This is a genomic window from Streptomyces sp. Mut1 (assembly GCF_030719295.1).
GTDB classification, from domain to species: domain Bacteria; phylum Actinomycetota; class Actinomycetes; order Streptomycetales; family Streptomycetaceae; genus Streptomyces; species Streptomyces castrisilvae.
Window position 1 is genome coordinate 6,055,685 of record NZ_CP120997.1, and the last position, 21,064, is coordinate 6,076,748.

The 21,064-nt window shown below is 69.4% G+C and carries 10 protein-coding genes; 8 read left to right on the top strand and 2 right to left on the bottom strand.

The genetic code is table 11. The features are described 5' to 3' along the window. The first annotated feature begins 18 nt into the window (after window positions 1-18). The 8 genes from P8A18_RS26410 to P8A18_RS34450 all read left to right on the top strand — a co-directional run bounded on the left by P8A18_RS26410 (window position 19) and on the right by P8A18_RS34450 (window position 17,432). Window positions 19-2,067: an APC family permease gene (locus P8A18_RS26410; protein ID WP_306058330.1), complete on the top strand. Its 2,049-nt coding sequence runs from the start codon at window positions 19-21 to the stop codon at window positions 2,065-2,067. A gap of 124 nt (window positions 2,068-2,191) precedes the next feature. Continuing rightward, window positions 2,192-3,562 (top strand): class I SAM-dependent RNA methyltransferase, encoded by a 1,371-nt coding sequence (locus P8A18_RS26415; RefSeq protein WP_306058332.1) that lies wholly within the window; start codon window positions 2,192-2,194, stop codon window positions 3,560-3,562. A gap of 286 nt (window positions 3,563-3,848) precedes the next feature. Next, a complete protein-coding gene (locus P8A18_RS26420; RefSeq protein WP_007445201.1) occupies window positions 3,849-4,043 on the top strand; it encodes a ribbon-helix-helix protein, CopG family in 195 nt (64 codons plus the stop codon). Continuing rightward, complete coding sequence (locus tag P8A18_RS26425) at window positions 4,040-4,432, top strand: type II toxin-antitoxin system death-on-curing family toxin (RefSeq protein WP_306058335.1); 393 nt, start codon at window positions 4,040-4,042, stop codon at window positions 4,430-4,432. Before P8A18_RS26420 ends, P8A18_RS26425 begins: the two co-directional genes overlap by 4 nt. A 520-nt stretch (window positions 4,433-4,952) precedes the next feature. Beyond that, entirely contained in the window at window positions 4,953-7,229 is a 2,277-nt protein-coding gene (locus P8A18_RS26435; RefSeq protein ID WP_306058337.1) for a hypothetical protein, read from the top strand. An 88-nt stretch (window positions 7,230-7,317) separates the two neighbouring features. Then, window positions 7,318-13,371 carry a hypothetical protein gene (locus tag P8A18_RS26440; protein ID WP_371933793.1) on the top strand — a complete coding sequence of 2,018 codons (6,054 nt, stop codon included), beginning with the start codon at window positions 7,318-7,320 and terminating at the stop codon, window positions 13,369-13,371. A 1,417-nt stretch (window positions 13,372-14,788) separates the two neighbouring features. Next, the gene (locus tag P8A18_RS26445) at window positions 14,789-15,463 is read left to right on the top strand and encodes a lytic polysaccharide monooxygenase auxiliary activity family 9 protein (protein ID WP_306058341.1); all 675 of its coding nucleotides are present in this window, start codon (window positions 14,789-14,791) and stop codon (window positions 15,461-15,463) included. A 325-nt stretch (window positions 15,464-15,788) separates the two neighbouring features. Continuing rightward, entirely contained in the window at window positions 15,789-17,432 is a 1,644-nt protein-coding gene (locus P8A18_RS34450) for a carbohydrate binding domain-containing protein (protein ID WP_306058343.1), read from the top strand. A 115-nt stretch (window positions 17,433-17,547) separates the two neighbouring features. On the opposite strand, the gene P8A18_RS26455 is transcribed toward P8A18_RS34450, so the two are convergent. Further along, window positions 17,548-17,718: a hypothetical protein gene (locus P8A18_RS26455; protein WP_306058345.1), complete on the bottom strand. Its 171-nt coding sequence runs from the start codon at window positions 17,716-17,718 to the stop codon at window positions 17,548-17,550. 17 nt (window positions 17,719-17,735) lie between these two features. Next, window positions 17,736-21,026, bottom strand: coding sequence for an AAA domain-containing protein (locus P8A18_RS26460; protein ID WP_306058347.1), 3,291 nt, complete (start codon window positions 21,024-21,026; stop codon window positions 17,736-17,738). Window positions 21,027-21,064 lie beyond the last annotated feature (38 nt).

Consider the following 21,064-nt stretch of genomic DNA (forward strand, 5'->3'; position numbering starts at 1 on the left):
AACCCTTACGATCCCAGCGTGTCCAAACTGACCGACGTGCCCAAACGGATTCTGATCGGACGGGCCCTGCGCAGCGACAGGCTGGGGGAGACGCTCCTCCCCAAGCGCATCGCACTTCCCGTCTTCGCATCCGACCCGCTGTCCTCGGTGGCGTACGCACCCGGAGAAGTCCTCCTGGTGCTGTCCATCGCGGGTGTGTCGGCCTACCACTTCAGCCCGTGGATCGCGGTCGCGGTCGTGGTCCTCATGTTCACGGTCGTCGCCTCCTACCGGCAGAACGTGCACGCCTACCCGAGCGGCGGCGGCGACTACGAGGTCGCCACCACCAACCTCGGTCCCAAGGCCGGTCTGACCGTGGCCAGCGCCCTGCTGGTCGACTACATCATGACCGTCGCCGTGTCGATCGCCTCCGGGGTGGAGAACCTCGGCTCGGCGATCCCCTTCGTCGTCGAGCACAAGACGGGGTGCGCGGTCGCGGCCATCGTGCTGCTGACGGTGATGAACCTGCGCGGCGTCAAGGAGTCCGGCAAGCTCTTCGCCATCCCCACCTACCTCTTCGTGGCCGGCGTCTTCATCATGCTCATCTGGGGCGCCTTCCGCGGTCTCGTCCTCGGCGACACCATGCGCGCCCCGACCGCCGCGTACACGATCAAGGCCGAGCACCAGGGCCTGGCCGGCTTCGCCCTCGTCTTCCTGCTGCTGCGCGCCTTCTCCTCCGGCTGCGCGGCGCTCACCGGTGTCGAGGCGATCAGCAACGGTGTACCCGCGTTCCGCAAGCCCAAGAGCAAGAACGCCGCGACCACCCTCGCCATGATGGGCCTGCTCGCCGTCACCATGTTCTGCGGCATCATCGCGCTGGCCATGGCCACCGACGTCAAGATGGCCGAGAACCCGGCGACGGACCTGGTCCGCGACGGCTCCCCGGTCGGCTCCGGCTTCGTCCAGGACCCGGTCATCTCCCAGGTCGCGGCCGCGGTCTTCGGCGACGGCACGTTCTTCTTCGTCATCCTCGCCGCCGCCACCGCCCTCGTCCTCTTCCTGGCCGCCAACACCGCGTACAACGGCTTCCCGCTGCTCGGCTCGATCCTGGCCCAGGACCGCTACCTGCCCCGCCAGCTGCACACCCGCGGGGACCGGCTCGCCTTCTCCAACGGCATCGTGCTGCTGGCCGGCGCCGCGATCCTGCTGGTCGTCGTCTACGGCGCCGACTCGACCCGGCTGATCCAGCTGTACATCGTCGGCGTGTTCGTCTCCTTCACGCTCAGCCAGACCGGCATGGTCCGGCACTGGAACCGCCACCTGCGCGTGGAGCGGGACCAGGCCAAGCGCCGCCACATGGTCCGCTCCCGCGCGATCAACACCTTCGGCGCCTTCTTCACCGGCCTGGTGCTCGTCGTCGTCCTCGCCACCAAATTCACCCACGGCGCCTGGGTGGCGCTGCTCGGTATGGTGATCTTCTTCGGCACGATGACCGCGATCCGCAAGCACTACGACCGGGTCGCCGAGGAGATCGCCGCCGACGCCGCCGCCCCCGACGAGTCCATCCGCCCCTCCCGGGTCCACTCGATCGTCCTGGTCTCCAAGCTCCACCGCCCCACCCTGCGCGCGCTCGCCTACGCCAAGCTCATCCGTACGGACCACCTGGAGGCACTCTCCATCAGCGTGGACCCGGCCGAGACGAAGGCGCTCAGGGAGGACTGGGAGCGGCGCGGCATCAACGTACCGCTGAAGATCCTCGACTCGCCCTACCGCGAGGTGACCCGCCCGGTCATCGAATACGTGAAGAGCCTGCGCCGGGAGAGCCCGCGCGATGTGGTGAGCGTCTACATCCCGGAGTACGTCGTCGGCCACTGGTACGAGCACCTGCTGCACAACCAGAGCGCCCTGCGGCTCAAGGGCCGGCTGCTCTTCACCCCCGGCGTGATGGTCACCTCGGTCCCGTACCAGCTGGAGTCCTCCGAGGCGGCCAAGAAGCGCGCACGCAGGCGCGCGGACTGGATCGCCCCCGGCTCGGTGCGCCGCGGCCCGGTGGAACGCAAGCACAAGGACCCGACGCCGAAGGGCTGAGGCGGGGTACCCCGGGGGACCCCTGGGAGGTCTTCCGATGGTCGGCGGCCGGACGAGACCGACGTAGACTCGTAGGTTGTTGTCCGGCCGTCGGCCACCCCCCTTCCCTTGGAGCCCGCCCCTCATGCAGAACGAATCCACGTCGCCGCAGTCCGGGGAGACACAGACCGGGGAGACGCGGCCGGAGTCGCTCATCGGGCGGGAGTACGAGGTCGAGGTCGGTCCGGTCGCGCACGGCGGCCACTGCATCGCGCGGACGGACGAGGGCCGCGTCCTGTTCGTACGCCACACCCTGCCCGGCGAGAAGATCGTCGCGAAGGTCACCGACGGCGACAACGACTCGCGCTTCCTGCGCGCGGACGCGGTACGGATCATCGAGGCGTCCAAGGACCGGGTGAAGGCCCCCTGCCCGTTCGCGGGCCCCGGCAAGTGCGGCGGCTGCGACTGGCAGCACGCCAAGCCGGGCGCCCAGCGCCGCCTCAAGGGCGAGGTCATCGCGGAGCAGCTCCAGCGCCTCGCGGGCCTCACCCCCGAGGAGGCCGGCTGGGACGGTACGGTCATGCCGGCCGAGGGCGACAAGCTCCCGGCGGGCGAGGTGCCCGCCTGGCGCACCCGCGTCCAGTACGCCATCGACGAGGACGGCCGCGTCGGCCTCCGCAAGCACCGCTCGCACGACGTCGAGATCATCGACCACTGCATGATCGCCGCGCCCGGTGTCTCCGAGCTCGGCGTCGAGAAGCAGGACTGGCCCCAGATGGCCACGGTCGAGGCCATCTCCGCCACCGGCTCCCACGACCGCCAGGTCATCCTCACCCCCCGCACGGGCGGCCGCCTCCCCCTCGTCGAGCTGGACAAGCCCGTCTCGGTCCTCCGCGTCGACGAGCGCGACGGCGGCGTCCACCGCGTCCACGGCCGCGGCTTCGTCCGCGAACGCGCCGACGACCGCACCTACCGCGTCGGCTCCGGCGGCTTCTGGCAGGTCCACCCCCAGGCCGCCGACACCCTCGTCCGCGCCGTCATGCAGGGCCTGCTGCCCCGCAAGAACGACACCGCCCTCGACCTCTACTGCGGCGTCGGCCTCTTCGCCGGCGCCATCGGCCAGCGCATCGGCGAGAAGGGCGCGGTCCTCGGCATCGAGTCCGGCAAGCGCGCGGTCGAGGACGCCCGCCACAACCTCAAGGACCTCGACCGCGTCCGCATCGAACACGGCAAGGTCGACCAGGTCCTGCCCCGCACGGGCATCACCGAATGCGACCTCATCGTCCTGGACCCGCCCCGCGCGGGCGCCGGCAAGGCCACGGTGAAGCAGCTGGTGGGCCTGGGCGCCCGCCGCATCGCATACGTGGCCTGCGACCCGGCGGCGCTGGCGAGGGACCTGGCGTACTTCCGGGAGGGCGGATACCGGGTGCGGACGCTGCGGGCGTTCGATCTGTTTCCTATGACGCATCATGTCGAGTGCGTCGCGATCCTTGAGCCTGCGGGCAAGGGTGCCTGACCTCCGTTTTTGCTCCTCCTGTGGGTCTCGACCTTTCCTCTCCGTGTAGCGGTTCGATCGGACGGATCGCTCCTTGAGGGCTCTCTGACCAGCGAATTCGCGAACGAGGCGCTTGCAGCGGCGACGCCCTCCAGTGGCTTCTGCGGGGTTCTTGACGCTCGGGTGACGCTCGAAAAGGAAGTCTTCGGGTCTCCGCGTTGGCGATGCGCATGGCCGCCTGGCCCCACGCTCCGCGGAGCCGAGCGCCACCCGACCGCACTTGATACCGTCCTGGTATCATCCTTGTATGGCGATGACACTTCGACTCCCGGATGACCTTGACGCGAAGCTCACTGAGCGGGCCCGTCGGGAGGGCCGCAGTAAGCAGGAACTCGCCATTGAGGCCATCCGTGACGCGCAGGACCGGGCCGAGCTGAAGGTCGATGACGTCCTGGCCGAGCTGATGGACAGCGATGCGGAGATCCTGGACTACCTGAAGTGACCGACGTGCGCTACATCCAGGTCGACGAAATCCTGGCCATCGCCCGTACGGTCAACGGTACGGAGCACAGCGTGCGTGACATGGGTCTTCTGGTGTCGGCGATTGAGCGACCCCGGACGAACGTGTTCGGAGCCGAGCTGTATCCCACGCTGCACGAGAAGGCCGCGGCATTGCTGCACTCCGTCGCCCGCAACCATGCGCTGATCGACGGCAACAAGCGCACCGCCTGGCTTGCCATGCGTGTCTTCCTGCGGTTCAACGGCGTCAGCGCGAGTACCGTCCCGCCGCCCGTTTCCGTGGCCGGGCCGTTCGTCGAGGAAGTCGCGCAGGACAACGTCGATGTACCGGCGATCGCCAAGCGCCTCGCGACCTGGTTCCCTGTTTCCTGACGTTCGACGAGGCAGGGGCGCCTCATGTGGACTGCATGGCGATTCTGGAGCTAATGGGAAGGGGATCTGAGCTGCGGTTTCGTGGGTTGCTCAGGCGCAGCCGGGCATGCTCGACGCTTGCGTTCCAATCCCGGACCCAGCCCAGGCGCTGAGCTGTGCCTGTTGCGTGTGGTTAACCTGGCCATAGGTGACTACGACTGCCAGCGTGCGACCAATGCCGTCCACGGAGTGGTGGATCTTTCTCGTCCGGCCGTTACAGGATCGGCCTATTGCGTGGTTGGCTGGCTGGCCCCTGGCGTTAGGGGCGCTGGTGTGTCTCTCCGGCCGGGCCGTGTTCGTGGCGTTAACGCTTCGGTTCCACAGAATTCGTGAACGCGGTAAGCGGATTCGATCGTCGGCCATCACAAAGTGACGAAAGCGGCACATGAAACCTAAGGATGGGCATACTCTGCGGGGATTACCGCAGGTGGGCCGGGGCGGCCTGTAGTGCGGCGGAGGTTTCATGGGTGGGGACCCGTATGTGTCAGCAAAAGGGGCCGGTGAGGGTGAGTGGACGGGGGCGCTGGATCCGTACGGTGACAGGGCTCTCCTGACCGCTGCCATGGCGGAGGGCTACGACGCCGTCCCCTACCAGGAACGCAGTCGGCTGCGGAGCTATCTCGAAGCGGTTGTCGCGGCCCGTCCGGCGCCGGTGCACACCACCGTCGCCTTCAACGCCGTGTACTTCGGGTATGCCCTCGGAGGCGACGGCTATGGCGGAAGCCCGCTGTGCCTCGACGACTTCCCCGTCATCACCTTCGGCGAGTGCGCTCCCGTGCTCCCGGTCGGTGCCATGGTGTGTGTCGCCACCGGGTCGGACCCGCTCTACGCCGAGATCGTCTACCGGGAGGGCGCGCACACGGAGGTGGGCGCGCTCGGTGACGTACCGGCCTGGGTGTCGGGGGCGCCCGTGGGCGCAGAAGGTCCGGGGAGGCCGGGTGCGAATGCCGCGCCACGGCGCAGAGAATTGCTGGTCCCGGACTTCCACGCCTTCGGTCCGGCCCTGAGCCTTTCACCGGCTCAGCTTCATCGCTTGCGCACGCGCGGGCGATGGATCAATGAGGACGGGCATGTCGTCGTCGACGTGTGCTACCCGTCCTTGCGAGAAGCCCAACGCGACGATCTGACGGCCTACGCGGAACATCTCCTGACGACGGCTCGGGAGCAGCTGCTCAGCCCCTTCATCCCTGTTTCCCTTGCTTCCCTGGTGGGAGGCAAGCACGACGACGATCTGCGGGCCGGACTGTTAGGTCTCCTCGACACGGTGCGGGGTGTCCTTAATTCCAGTACCGTGTTGCGCACCTGGGGTCACTACGTCATGACCCGCACCTCCCTCGCGGACTGCTGGCGGGACACCGGACCGCTGGGCGGCGACGACCTGAGGACCCTCGTGGCCGCGGTCGAGCGCGCAGCCACCCCGGCGAGACGACGACACGGCCTCCTCGCTCCGGTCACTGTGTACACGGCGGTCGGACCACGGCTCCGCGGTTTTCCCGGGACGGCGGAACGGCTCAGGGGGGTGGGGTACGCCGCTGCGGTGTGCCGGGCGAACGTGGCGCTCGCCGACGTGGTCCAAGGGGACAGCGACCAGGGTCTGTTCGGCAACGGCTCCCGGATCACGCTCGACGACGCCGTCGAGGGGGGAGGGGTATGGCGGTCCCACCATCCTGGCGACGCGGAGGCACCCGGAAACCCTCTGGTCCCGGCCGGGCGCGGCTGGAACTCCACACTGCTGGCACTGCCTGAGCCGGAAACGGAAGCGGAGCTGGAACCGGTAGATGCGCCCCTCGCCGACGACGACGCCCTCGGCGCCGGCGAACTTCTGCGAAGCGACGCGCAGGAGATCGTCTGGCGGGCGCCTCTGCGGCTGGCCCATCTCATCGACGGCTGGTTCCCCCTGCCTCCGTATGTCGCGGAGGAGCTTCGCCGGTCGCACGGCGCGCACCCCACGCTTCGCCTCGAACTCGACCATGCTGGTGAGACGTTGGACCAGAAGGAGACTGTGCAGGACATCGCGGCCGAACTCGGGCACGACTCGCTTCGGTTGACGGGAATCGTCTGGCCCGGTGACTTCTTCGCCGGCCTGATGCTGGAGCTGCGCCGGCTCCGTGGCGACACGATCATTCGGCTGGCCACCACACGGTTGAAGGAATCGGTGCGGGCCGGTGACCGTGAGACGGGGCACTGTTACGACCCTCGCGTACTCACCAGGGAAGATGTGCCGGGCAGCAGCCGCCACGGTGACAGCGCGGCCGGGCTGGGTCCCCGGCAACTAGTGATGCGCACCGTGCGCCGTTGCGGCCTGCTCACCCTGGACGGCCATGCCCTGATGGACCGGTCGGTCCTGCCGAGGGCGGTCTACGGAAGCCGACCGGCCCGGTCGCAGGCCGCCGCCCTGGACTGGGCTGTCGCCGAACTGCTCGCTGGGCGTCTTCTGGAGGCGGCCCTAGGCAGCATGGACGCCTGGGGGCAACCGCACTTCCCCCCGCGTGACGGACAACGGAGCATTCCCCTAATCGGCTACCGCCCCGCCAGGCCGCGGGTGATACGTCCGTGGGGCGGTGGCGAATCGGACCTTGAGGGACTGCACGGCGCTCAGTTCGTCGCAGGTCATCTGCGCCGCTTGCGGCCGGGGTGTCTGCCCAGCGACGTTCAGCGCGCGGCCTTCCGGGAGCACTGCCGCAGGCTCGGCAAGGCGGACGGCTGGGAACTGCCGTCCGGCTACACGTTCGTTACCGAGCACACGCGCGGCCACTGACCTTCCGCGCGTCCACGGCTCCGGCCCACACTTCTTTCCGTCGCTCAAAGCCTCCTTCCGCTCACCCACAGAAACGGAGTGCGTGTACATGCAGGACTGCTACCGCGTTGTCACAGAGCCGCCATGGTCCCCGCCGAGCGTCTCGGCCGAGGATCTGGAAGGCATGGCTGCCGCGCTCAATGCCTTGGACTCCCCGGCCGTCGCCGCTCTGAACGACCTCACGGCGGACATGGTGGAACTTGCTTTCAACTCGCTGCGACCCAAGCAGCGCCAGGAGTTGCTCACCAGTCTGGGCATCCGCATGTCGGCCCCCCGACGGGTGAGCACTGCTCTGTGCCGGGACGTCCTCACCAGGCTGCGGCGCGAGGCGCGGCAGCACACCTGCACATGTGGGATCAAGGGACTCACGGGCACTGTGATGAACCAGGTCGGCGACTTCGTCCTGGCGCACGACGGGGAGCCGGTTCCCGACCCTGTTGCCCGCTGGGGCGCCACGCTGGTCAGGGCTACCGTGTTTGCGTGGTGTAACGCCTCCGTCACCGACGCCCACATCCTTGCCTGGGCTGCGGACCAGGACTGGTTCGGGGCGACGGCCGACGATGAGGAGGCGGCCCGGCTCGCCGCCGTCGCTGCCGCGGCGCGGCCCCTCGTGGAGACGTACCCCGATTTCGCCTTTGGATCGACAGAAGACGACGGGCTGGCGCTCGCGGAGGGCAGTGAACCAGGGCGCGCTGCCATCACCGACCGGCCGGTCATCGGCGCCCCGGAGACCGCAGCAGCGGACCCCGGCACTTCGCACGAGAAGACCGCAATCACGTCCGACAGCACAGGGACCAAGGTGGGCACAGCTTCCGAGGAGGCATGTCGGAAGCTGGAGTCCGCCCTGGCGCGGGCCCGCCAGGCCGCGGAGGAGGTCACCGATGCGGTCATGGACGGTCGCCCTCCGCAGGACGAGGACCTGGCTAGGCTCGCTGCGCTGAGCACTGTTTTCAACGATGTGGACGCGGTGTTCCGGGTTGCCGGGATCGAGGGGGTGCCTCTTCGCCTAGAGGACATGACGCGTGCTGCGCATGCACACCGGACAGCGCGGGAGCGTGACCTCCAGGCCCGCGAGTCGCTGCGGGAACTGCTGGATGTCGCCTGCCGCCCGGACAGCTCCGCCGCTGCCGCCGCTGCCGCCGGGGCCGTGCGCGGCGCGGCTCGCCGCCTGCTGGACGAGCCGGTGTGGGAGGAGCTGCACCACGAGGAGAGCGCCGCGCTCGCTGCCTTGGCTCAGCTCATTAGGCTGGGACGACAGGCGGATGCCGCCACGGAGATCCTGGCGCTGCAGGGAGAAGTCGTACGGGTCCTGCCCACGTGCGCCATGGCCGTGCTCATCGCTCCCGAGCTGATGCTGGACCAGCCGATGGATGGTCCGGTGTGCCCCGCCGGCAGCGACGTGGCACACGGCACCGCCGAATCCGCCGATGCCCAGACGACCGCAGAACACGAAACCGTGCAGTCGGCCGCATCGACCGAGACGATTGCGCCCCAGCCCGCCGCCGAGCCGGAAACCACCACGACCGCTGTGCCGGTGCCCGCCCCCGGGGCAGACGTCGGGCTGGCCGCCGACAGCGACTCGGCGCCCTCCACCTCCGCTGACGCGCCCGTCCAGGCACTCGCCGCACCCACGCTTTCCCCCGTCGAGGACATGCTCATCCAGGAAGCGGCCCCGGCGGGTGGTGACGTCACCGATGAGGCCGCTATCGAGGGGGTCCTGGCGCGTTTGATCATGGAACGGCGCTTCGGACTCGCCCACCATGTGTCAAGGGCTGCCGGCCACCCCGAGCCCCAGGTGGCGGCGGTCCGCCTGGCCGGTGCCGCGGCGTTGCTCACGTCCGGGGACAGCCAGAGTGCCCGGCTGACGGCGGACCTGCTCCAGAGGTACGGCGGATATGCGGGCCAGGACACCGAGGGCATCGAACTCCTCCTGCTGCCCGCCCTGCTGACTATCGCGCTGATCAGCGGTGACCACGCTGCGGGCGCTCAGCTCAAGGCGCTGGTGCCGAGGCTCCCGGGCCGGCTGGCGGATGCGGCGGCCGCCGTCGCCGACCGTGCCCTCAGCGGTGCCCTGCTGATCGCTTCGCCGCTGGTCGCCGACGTCTCCGGGACCGAGGCCCGGCTGCGGGAACTACGCGATCAGAGTCGTGCCCTGCTCTCGCCACAGCGGCTGCGGTTCGCACGGGCGACGGAGATCGCCAAACGCTGGCTTGCCCCCGACGGGATGCTCGGCTCGCTGTTCACGACCGTCGTCGGCGACGACCGCGACGCGCTGCAGCAGGTGCGTGAGCAGGCCGATCGGCTGTCGAAACTGGCCGAGGTCAACAGCGAGATCGACCGCATGGACCGCAAGTACCGCTCGTCCAGCGGCAAGCCGCTCCAGGGCTCCGGGCGGCAGGATCTGGTGCATCTCGTGGAGCGGGCCGTCAGCCTGGTCAAGGAGTGGTGCCTGGCGGTCGACGGCACCCGTCGCGGCGACCGTTCCGACGGCAGCCGGGCGGTCAAGGAGGTTGCCTCCCTGCGCCAGTCCTTGCTAAACGGCAGGGAAGCGGCGCTGGGCGAACTGGAGCGGTTGGCGCGGCGCCCGGACGCCCTCTCGGGCGCGATGGCCTGGGCGGCTCACACCTCGATGGAGGAGCTGTTCGCTCTGCTGGCTGATGCCACCGTGACCACGGGTTCCGGCGGTCCCGTCGACCCAGCGCTCGTTCTGGACGCGGAGCTGCTGAAGGTGTGTGACACCCGTGACGAGCGGCCGTCGCTCGACGAACTGCTGACCGCGGTCCACCGGAGCTGGCAGGAGGCACTGGACGAGCGGCTCTCCCACGACGCGTTCACCGCGGCTCGTGACATCGTCGAGCTGGCCGGGCGCGGGTTGTTGCCTGCCGCTGGGGCGGGGGAGTTCGTCCCGCCTGCGGAAGCCGAGATCGACGACAGGGAGGCCACCCGGCGTGCGCAGCTGCGGAAGGCACACGACGCACTCGTCGCCGAGCTGCACCGTGCCCAGGCTGACGGTGCCGTGACCGAGGATCAGGACCTGGGTCTTCAAGAGTTGCTCGCCGACGCCCACAACAGCCTTGAAATCGGTGAACGACACGACCTGCTGCACGTGCGGCGGGCGCTCGACACGGTACGGAGTGGCCTGCCGGCCTTCCGGGAGCAGGCGGCGGACCGAATCCGGGCTCGGCTCGACGCCCTGGATCCTTCCGTAGAAGAGCGGGCCCAGGTCCTGCGACGCCTGGAGACGAACGACCTGGCCACCGCTGCTGACCTCGTCTACTTCCTGGAGATCGGCGAGCCGGTCCCGGAGATCGAGGGCGGCGAGTCCCATCTGACCGAGTTCTTCCCGGCCGTGCCCGACGGCCTGCCAGGAGGGATCGACCATGAGCTCGTCGACCTGGTCCGGTCCGGCGGAAAGCATCCGATGGTCCCCGTCCTGGACTACGGCGGCCTCTCGACCGATGAGGCGGCGCTGGCGGCCGACGCCCTCGGCGAGTGGCGCGCGCTTGCCGCCACCGAACGCAAGGACCGGCTCCAGGTGGCTCCGACGCGACAGGTGCCGCCTCTCCTCAAGCTCCTCGGCTACGACGCCAAGAGCGCCAGGCCGCTCGACGACCGATCCCAGCACCGGCGGGAATACCGTCTTTTCGAAGCAACCGGCGTGGAGATCAACGGTAGAGCGAAAGCGCCCGCGTTCGGCTCGCAGATCAAAGAGCAGGGCGGCAACCTGCGGGTGATGATGGTCTGGGGCCGACCGCCCGCCAAGGTCATCATGAGCTGGGCGGAGCGCGACACCAGCGGAGCGAGCCTTCTCGTTGTCTACTTCGGCACACTGAGCTGTGAAGCCCGAGTCGAACTCGCCGCCGGTTCTGATCGGTTGCAGCCGCTGCTCGTGGTGGACGATGCCGCCCTCGCCTATCTCGCGGCCTGCGGCAACCGCCAGGTCAGCGCCGCCACGCAGACCCTGCTGCCCTTCTCCGGCGTCAACCCGTACATCAGGGAGAAGCGCGGCCGGATCGGCGGCGAGATGTTCTACGGCCGCGACGCCGAACGTAAGAGCATCCTCGATCCGCGCGGCACCCAGGTCATCTACGGGGGCCGGGGCCTGGGCAAGTCGGCGCTGCTCGCCGACGCCGGGGAACTGTTCACGGAGCAGCGCCCCGGATATCACCAGACGGTGTACATCAACCTCGACCAGGAGAACATCGGCAAGGGCAGCTCGCGCGGGCCGGAGGCGCTGTGGAGCGTCCTCCTGAGAGAGCTGACCGTGGCACAGGTACTCGATGACCGGCCGCAAGGGTCCGGAAAGCGACAAGAGGCCTCCGAGCGGGTGCGCGCCGGCATCCGTGCCTGGCTGGACGGAGACTCCCGTCGCCGACTACTGATCCTGCTCGACGAGTGCGACCAGTTCTTCGAGGCCGACGCCCCGAGGTTCGACCAGACCAAGAAGCTCAAGGGCCTCGGGTCCGACACCAAGGACGCGGCAAAGGTCGTATTCGCCGGACTTCACTCCGTGCAGCGCTTCTCCAAGCTGGCGAGCAACGGGCCGTTCGGCCACCTCGCTCAGACCCCGAAGGTGATCGGCCCGCTGGCTCCCCAGTCGGCTGCGGAACTGCTGGTCGAGCCGATGCGGGCGCTCGGGTTCGAGTTCAAGGACCTGGATCTAGTCAACCGAGTGCTCGGCTACTGCTCGTACCAGCCGTTCCTGCTGCAGATGTTCGGTCACCGGCTCGTCGAGCTGATGCACCGCAAGCGGACGCGGCGCGGCGCCGGGGAACCTCCTTATGAGGTGGAGGTGACCGACATCGAAATCGTGGAGTCGGACGCCGCGCTCCGGGACGGTATCTCGGCGGCTTTCAAGGACACGCTGAGCCTCGACCACCGCTATGACGTGATCGCCAATGTGCTGGCGTACCACGCCCGCCATCACGGCCTAGAGGTGCGGCTGAGTGACACCGAGTTGCGCGAGGAGTGCGAGACGTACTGGCGTATAGGCTTCGAACAGCTCGATACCGAGGGGTTCCGCGCCTACCTCTCCGAGATGGTGGGTCTCGGCGTCCTCGCTCCCAACCACGACGGATTGGGCTGGCATCTGCGCGGCCCCAATGCTCTGCGCATGATAGGGACCTCCCACGAGGTGGAGGCACGTCTGCTTAGGGCCGAACGGGACTGCAAATTGCAGGAGAGCATCGTCCAGGAGGGCCGCCCCGAGCTTCCCGACGGGCGGCCGGCTCCGCTCACCAACACCCAGCTCGACGATCTCTTGGGCGAGCGGTCCAACCGGACCCGAGTCGTCCTCGGCAGCACCGCCACCGGAGTCACCGAAGTCGCCCGGACTTTGCGTACGATCGCCGGGCCGATCGACGGCTGGACGCTGCCGCCCGTGGGCAAGCCCAGCGTCTACAAACAGGAACTCACCGGCGGACGCCCCCGGGAACGACGTGTTGTCATCAGCGACTTCGTCAACTATCGGGAGCCAGTCCGTCCGGAGACCTGTCGCGAAGCTGTCGACCTGGCCGAGACGCTGCTGCCCGCCACTGCGGGGGTCACCCGTGCGGTCGTGATCGTCACCGACCCCGCTCAGCTCACCCTGTGGCGCTCCCTGCTGACGGGAAACGAGCCCCCCTCGGCCGCACCAGTGGTGCTGCGTAGGCACGACCACCGCAGTTTGCGCGGCTGGGCCCAGCGCATCAACGTGTTCCACACGGAGGACCGTCTGGACCGTCTCCACGAACTGACTGGTGGCTGGCCGCTTCTGGTGCACCAGGCCCATCGCCTGCACGAGGAATTGGGCAACCCCGACGATGTGTTGCGTCGTCTGGCCGACCTCCGCGCGGACCGGGCTCAGGCCCGCGCATTCGCCGAGGCGACCGGCGTGTACGCGGATCCGCTGCTGGCCGCTGGATACCAGGCACTCACCGACGAGTTCAAGGACGGCGTCTTCGACCTGGAAGGCGCGGTGACCGCCGTCGCGCTCAAGATCGATGACGAGGACGAGGCGCGGTGGATCGTCGACTTCCTCGACGCCCTTCAGGTCTTCGATCGCGAGGACACCCAGCTGCGCCTGGAACCGGTGCTCCGGGAGTGCGTGGCGCTCAACGGGTGACGGGGCCGCACGTGCATCGTGACCGGACATGGCCGTGGCGATCGCGGGCATGCCGGTCGCGGTTCCGTAGTGGGTGGAGGACCTGTTGCGCCGACGAGAGTGGGGCGTGTACAGGCGATTCCAGGAATCCTGGTAGACCGCGCGGCCTCCTCAGGGCTGAACAGACTGCGGCAACTCGATCTGCCCGGGGGATCCCGCTCCCTCGCCGCGAGGCCGGGTAGCCCGACACCGACCCGGCACTTTCAGCCGTGACGCTCGTTTGACGCTCTGGGCTCCTTCAAGATGCACATCAAGCCGAGAATGCGCCTCTGACCTGCCCTTTTCTGTGGCTTACTCAGATCGACACCTTTCCGATGGCCCATCATGTCGAGTGCGTCGCGATCCTTGAGCCTGCGGGCAAGGGTGCCTGACCTCCGTTTTTGCTCCTCCGGTGGGTCTCGACCTTTCCTCTCCATGTAGCGGTTCGATCGGACGGATCGCTCTTTGAGGGCTCTCTGACCAGCGAATTCGCGAACGAGGCGCTTGCAGCGGCGACGCCCTCCAATGGCTTCTGCGGGGTTCCTGACGCCTGGATGACGCTCGAAAAGGAAGCTTCGGGCCTCCGCGGCAGCGATGCGCAAGGCCGCCTGGTCCTACGTTTTGAAGAGAGGGCCGGATGCGGGGAGGTCCCGGCAGCCGGCCCCTCCCTTGCGCAGGTGCAGTCAGAGGCAGCCGGCCGGCCCGGCACCGACCGGACGCGGTGCCGTCGGTGACTTGGCGTCCTGCCGAGTGGGCCTGTCGCGGGCAGCCCCGCTGCAGGTCGGCGGGGCCTCATGCGTCGACTCACGGCACGCTGCGGTCGGTCCCGCCCGGACTACGGGTTGTTCATCGGCAGCACGATGCGGCGTGCACCCCTGGCCGGGTGAGGTGTCGGTCGATGCGCCTCCGTGAGTCGTGACCAGGGCGTGGACGATGGCCAGTCCGGGGTCCTGGTCGGCGACGAGGTTGTGTGCCTCGCCCGGTCCGGATGACGCGCGTACCGGCCCGTACTCGCCGTACACGAGGACTCGTTCCCGTACCCCGCCCCCACCGTGCCAGTCGGCGTTCCGCGACCGCCGCTGCGTTCTTCGGCGGGGCCCTGCCGTCCGAGCCGTGCGCCTGCCGGCCGGCGTCGTTGGGAAGTCGGTCCGGGCCGAGGGCGACGTCAGGTCCGACGTCGGTCCGGTTCCGAACGGCTGGCAGGAGATGGTGCGTGACGCCCGGGGAGAGCGGGAGGGAGGCGGCCGGCGGGCCGAGGAAGTTGGTCTCCATCTCCCGGCGCACCCCTGCCGGCTGCCTTCCTCGTGATCAACCTTGTTTGTTGCGTTGACATTTACTCCTGGGCTCGTACCGTTGGGAGCGCTCCCATGCATGTCCGCGACCACAAGGAGTTCCCCCCATGCGCAAACACATCCCCTTATCCGGGCGTTCCCGGTCCATCCTTCGTCGGCCCCTCTCGGTGCTCGTGTCGCTGTTCGCCGTGGTGGTCGGCGCGTTGGTCTGGTCGGCGCCCGCCCAGGCCCACGGCTCCGTCGTCGGACCTCCTTCCCGCGCCTATCAGTGCTGGCAGAAGTGGGGCAGCGACCACATGAACCCGGCCATGCAGACCGAGGACCCCATGTGCTGGCAGGCCTTCCAGGCCAACAGTGACACCATGTGGAACTGGATGAGCGCCCTTCGCGACGGCCTCGGTGGCCAGTTCCAGGCGCGGACCCCGGACGGCACGCTCTGCAGCAACAACATTTCGAGGAACGCCAGCCTGGACGTGCCCGGGCAGTGGAAGGCGACCGACGTCGGCAGTAACTTCTCGGTCCACGTGGCCGACCAGGCCTCCCACGGTGCCGACTATTTCAAGGTCTACGTGAGCAAGCAGGGCTTCGACCCCGAGGCTCAGTCCCTGGGCTGGGGCAACCTCGACTTCATCACGCAGACAGGTAGCTTCGGCCCGTCGACCGACTACACGTTCGACGTCAGCACCTCCGGCTACGCCGGACGTCACATCGTGTTCACGATCTGGCAGGCCTCGCACACCGACCAGGCCTACATGTGGTGCAGTGACGTGAACTTCGGCTGATCCGTTGAGCGTGGCACGGCACCGGCCTCTTCCGGGCGCCGATGACGCGCCCCACGGCATGACGAGCCCCGTCGGGGCGGGGAGCCCTCCGGTTGCCCTGCCCCCGCGGGGCTCCCGTGGTCCGAAGGGGGCAGCCCTGAAGCGTCCGGCAAGCGCGGCCACCCGCAAACGCTCGTCTTTGGTCCAGACCTATTGACGGGCCCGGCCCCCGCTTCTACGCTCCCGTCGACTGCCGCACCGCATCTCCCCAGTTCATCCGGGGCCGTGCGGCCGCGCCCCTCACGCACGCCCACGCCCGCGGCTCGGGGCGAGAATGGAGCACAGCATGTTCCGTCGGAGGATTCGGACTCTCCCCGAGGCGGGCGGCGGCCATGCGGCCGCCGGCCGGGCCCGGCTCAGCTCGACCGTTGTGACCCGTACGATCGCCGGGCTCAGCGCCGCCACCGTCGTCGGCGCCTGCGTCACCCTGGCCGGTTCCGGATCGGCCGGCGCCGCCGATGCCACCAACCTGGTGGCCAACTCCGGCTTCGAGAGCGGCCTTTCCGGCTGGTCCTGCACCAACAGTTCCGGCCAGGTCGCCGGCAGCCCGGCGCACTCCGGCTCGTCCGCGCTGAAGGCCACACCCTCCGGTCTGGACAATGCCGAGTGCTCCCAGACGGTCAATGTGCAGCCCAACTCGAAGTACACGCTGAGCGCCTTCGTCCAGGGCAGTTACGTCTACCTCGGCGCCAGCGGCACCGGTGCCTCCAGCGAGCCGCAGACCTGGACACCCAACTCCTCCTCGTACAGCGAGCTCAGCGTCGACTTCACCACCGGTGCGAACACCACATCGGTGACGGTCCACCTGCACGGCTGGTACGGGACGCCCGCGTACCTCGCGGACGACGTGTCGCTCACCGGCCCCGGTGGCACGACGCCCCCGCCGACCACGCCGCCGCCCACCGATCCGCCCACGACACCGCCTCCCACCGACCCGCCCACCACCCCGCCGCCCACCGATCCTCCGGGCGACGACACCTGTGCCACGAAGCCCAAGCCGACCGGCAAGGTGTTGCAGGGGTACTGGGAGAACTGGGACGGCGCTTCGAACGGCGTTCACCCCGGCATGGGCTGGACCCCCATCACCGACAGCCGGATCGCCCAGCACGGCTACAACGTCATCAACGCAGCCTTCCCCGTGATCCTCTCGGACGGAACCGTCCTGTGGGAGGACGGCATGGACGCGGGTGTGAAGGTGTCGACGCCGGCGGAAATGTGTGAGGCCAAGGCGAACGGCGCCACGCTCCTGATGTCCATCGGCGGCGCGGCCGCGGGCATCGACCTGTCGTCGAGCAAGGTCGCCGACCGTTTCGTGGAGACCGTCGTCCCGATTCTCAAGAAGTACAACTTCGACGGGATCGACATCGACATCGAGACCGGGCTGTCCGGCAGCGGGAACATCAACACGCTGTCCGCCTCCCAGTCCAACCTGATCCGCATCATCGATGGTGTGCTGGCCAAGATGCCGGCGGGCTTCGGCCTGACGATGGCGCCGGAGACCGCGTACGTCACCGGCGGCAGCGTCACCTACGGGTCCATCTGGGGCGCGTACCTGCCGATCATCAAGAAGTACGTCGACAACGGCCGGCTGTGGTGGCTCAACATGCAGTACTACAACGGCAGCATGTACGGCTGCTCGGGCGATTCGTACCAGGCCGGAACCGTGGAGGGCTTCGCCGCTCAGACCACCTGCCTCAACAACGGCCTGACCATCCAGGGCACCACGATCAAGGTGCCGTACGACAAGCAGGTGCCCGGCCTGCCGGCCCAGCCCGGCGCGGGCGGCGGCTACATGGCGCCCAGCCAGGTCAGCCAGGCGTGGAACACGTTCAACGGCTCGCTCAAGGGCCTTATGACGTGGTCCCTCAACTGGGACGGCTCGAAGGGCTGGTCCTTCGGCAACAACGTCAAGTCCCTGCAGAACCGCTAGGTTCGACGCGCCCGGCCCGCCGGGGCCGGGCGCGTCACCCTGACCCACCGCGTCCGGAGTTGTCCGTGCCGTGAGGCGGCCGAGCGGCGCTTGCCGCTCAACGGTCACGGCCCGCTCAACGGCGGCGCCGGTCCGGCGGGACACCCAGCCGCGTGATCAGCTGTTCCGCCGCAGCCCGGCGGCCGGTGGCCGTCCGCTTCCTTGCAGGCCGCGTCCCCGGGCCGTTCAGGGCGTACGCCTCCTCGATCCGGTAGCTCATGGAGGCGGCCAACTCCCGTGCGCGCATGCGCGGGGCCGCCGCCCTCAACGGCTGCCGCGCAGGCGGATGTCCTGGGTCCAGGTGTGGGAGCGCCCGGAAGGGGGCGTCTTGCACGCGGTGGCGTAGCAGCGCCAGAACCAGTTGCCGTTCCTCCGGCGCCGGATCTCGATCTCCGTGCCCCCGCACCGGCCGCACTTCGGCGGGCGGGCGAAGGTTTTCGCGTGTTCGTGTGCGAGCAGCTTCCGGGCGAAGTACGCGCCGCGCATCGTGACCATCACCTCCCGAGTCCAGCTCTGGGAGAGGGCGTTCAGGCTGCCGAGCAGCACGGTCCGCTCGTCGAAGACCGCGATCTTCTGGTGCATGACGTTCATCGGGACCACGGTGTGGGCCACGGCGCGAAGATCGGCGATCAGAGCCTGGTTCGCGGGCTTGCGCTGCAAGGTGTCGGTGTCGTCGCGGATGAAGACCGTGATCCGTACGCCTCGGCCGGACGCGGCTGCGAGGGCGGGCAGCAGGGATCGGAGCCGCCTGGCGACCCACGGTGCCCACAGCCACAGCGAGTGCTGTGCGCGGTTGATCTCCTCGGCGAAGGTGTCGAAGAACGTCGTCTCGTCGTGGACGTCGGCCACCTCCACGTGCCGGCCCAGGACCTCCGCCAGAGCCGTGCCGAACGCGCCCCGGAACGGGACCGGGGCCGTCGGCGGGGCGATGAGGTGCTTGGCCTTCAGAACCCGGACGCCGGGGGTGCCGATCAGCGCGGCGAGCCGGGAAAGGGCCGTTCCGGGCTTGGCGTTCCTGACGCGGGCGCCGCCGGCGATGACGTACAGCCGGGTCTTCGTCCTGGTCACCGCCACGTTGAACAGGCGGAGGCCGTTGCGGTGCCAGGCCTCGGCCCCCGGCTGCCGGTGAGCGAGAGCCATCCACAGCTCACGGCTGTCGCCGCTGCCCTCCACCGTGTCGAAGACGACGACGTCGAACTCCCGGCCCTGGAACCGGTGGGCCGTACCGACCTCGGCGAGCGGGCGCCCGGCGTTCTCGACGTCGCGCAGCGCCTCCAGGGTGGCCTCGGCCTGGACTCCGTACGGCGTGACGATGCCCGCCTCCTCGCCCTGCTCGCGGTGGAGCTCCACCAGGGCCCGGGCGATGAGCGACCCTGCGGGCCACCACCCTTTGCGGCTGCCGGTCGGATGGGCGCGCGCCAGCTCGTCCAGGCCGTCGGTGTCGATGAGGACGATCTCGGGGTCGTTGTCCGGCCGTTGCCGCCGCACCTGGCTGCCGCCCGACAGGACACCGCCGTACGCGAGGTCGTTAACCAGGCGCATGACGGCGGGGCCGAAACGGTGCTGTTCGGTGAGCGTGACGCACGACGGGTGCGCCTCGGCGTCCGCCGGTTCATGAATGCCGCAGTGCTGGAAGACGTCCGGGTGCAGCCACCGCTTGATGTCCGGGCGGTCGTTGTTGCCGATGGCCGGCGGGATCACCGGTCCGAGCTGCATGAAGTCCCCGAGCAGGACGGCCGCCCGGTCCGCCTTGCCGGTGGCGAGCAGGACCTCGGGCAGCGTCGCGGCACCCGCCTCGTCCACGAGGACCACGTCGTACGGCCCCTCCAGGACCGTCCGGTTGGTGCGGAACCGGGCCAGGGTCGTGGCGACCAGCTTGGCGGACTTGATGATCTCGCCCTGGGCATTGCGGGCGAGCCGGTCGTACTCCTCCTGCGCCAGCTTGTACCGCTTCTCCAGCTCCGGTCGCCGGGTGCGGTCGGCACTCGCCTCGGGACGCAGCCGTACGGCCCGGTCGTGCAGGGCCGGCCAGCCCTGTGCGGCGGCGTCTTCGGCCAGCGCGTGGGCCTTCCGGGCGCGGGCCGCGGTCTCGGAGGCCTGGATGGCGTCCTGCTCAAGGGCGCGCACCTGCCGCTCCGCCTGCTCGCTCTCGGCCAGGAGCGACGCCGCGTCGGCCTCGATGCGGGTGATCTGTTCCCGGGTGAGCGGGATCGCTTCGGCCGTCGCGTCGATCCGGGCGCTGATCCGGGCGATGTGGGCGGCGGCGGTGGTACGGGCCTCCTGCGCCGCCGTGCGGGCGACCGTGGCGGCCCGCCGGGCATCCGCCAGTGCGTCCTGAAGGTCCATGATCGTGTCGCGGTGCTTCCATCTGCCGAGGATGCCCTTGGCGGCGACGTTCTCCAGCCGCAGTTCCAGGGCGCGGCGGTGACCGTCCGCCAGCAGCACGTCGGCCTCCCTGTTCTCCGCGGCCTCGCGTACGCGGGTGATCTCCTCGGAGAGACCGTCGACTTCGCGCCAGCGGGCCTTCGCCGCTTCGGCGGCCTCACGGCGTGCGCGGGCCGTCCCGATGGCGTCGGCGAGGCGTTCGAGGCGGTGGGCCGCCTCGACAAGACGCTCCTCGGCCGCCGCCGCCCGGGCCCGCGTCGCCACCACTTCCTGCTCGGGTGTCCGTACGAACTTCAGCGCCTCGAAGTACGCCGGGGCGTCGAAGCCCTGGAGGCTGCTTTCCAGCGCGGCCAGTTGCCGGGCCCGCTCCCCGACGGCGACGAGCTCCGCCTCCAGATTCGTACGCCGGTCCGCCGCCTCGGCCAGCCTGGCCCTGATCATCAAGGGCAGGGAGACGGAGGGGTCGTCGGCCACCTCGCGCAGGTGTGGAGGCCCCACCCGGACGATGTCACCGGACCGGTGGCGCTTCTCGCGTACGACGCCCAGCAGGGCGTTGTCCACGGCGATGTTCGTCGCCGACACCAGCAGCACACGCCGGCCCCGGGCGATCAGGTCGCCGATGGCCCGTTTGAGGACGGTGGTCTTCCCGGTGCCGGGCGGCCCCCACACCAGGTGGACGCCTTCGCCGAGGCATGCCCGATAGGCGTCGGCCTGGGCGGGATGCAAGCCCGGCGGCCCGACGGCGTGGGCCGAGGAGCCGCCGATCGTCGCGGTCGCCAGGGCGGTGGCGAGGGGATGCTTGCCCAGCGCCGTGATGCCGTCGCGCAGCGCCTCGATCAGGAAGGTGGGCGGCTGCTTGAGTATCCAGAGATGAGGGTCGGCGACCTCGGCGAACTCCGGTACCCGCAAGGTGAGCAGGGAGCCGTTCTGGACGGCCTCGGAGGCGGCGAAGCCCTTGGTCTCGATGCCATCGTCATCCGGTCCGGCCAGTCGCAGGGCGTCCAGCTGGTCCGGTCCGATGTCGGAGCCACGCAGATCGACGACGTAACCACCCGGATCACCGGTCCGGGCCGCCCGCCCCACGAGCTGCCAGCGCGGCTGCCGGCCCGCGCCTCCCTCGACGGCGATCCACTCGCCCAGCGCCGAGGCGATCTCCTCGCGCCACCCCACCAGTCGCCCCCCGGTCCGCGCCGCCCGGTTGCCTGCGG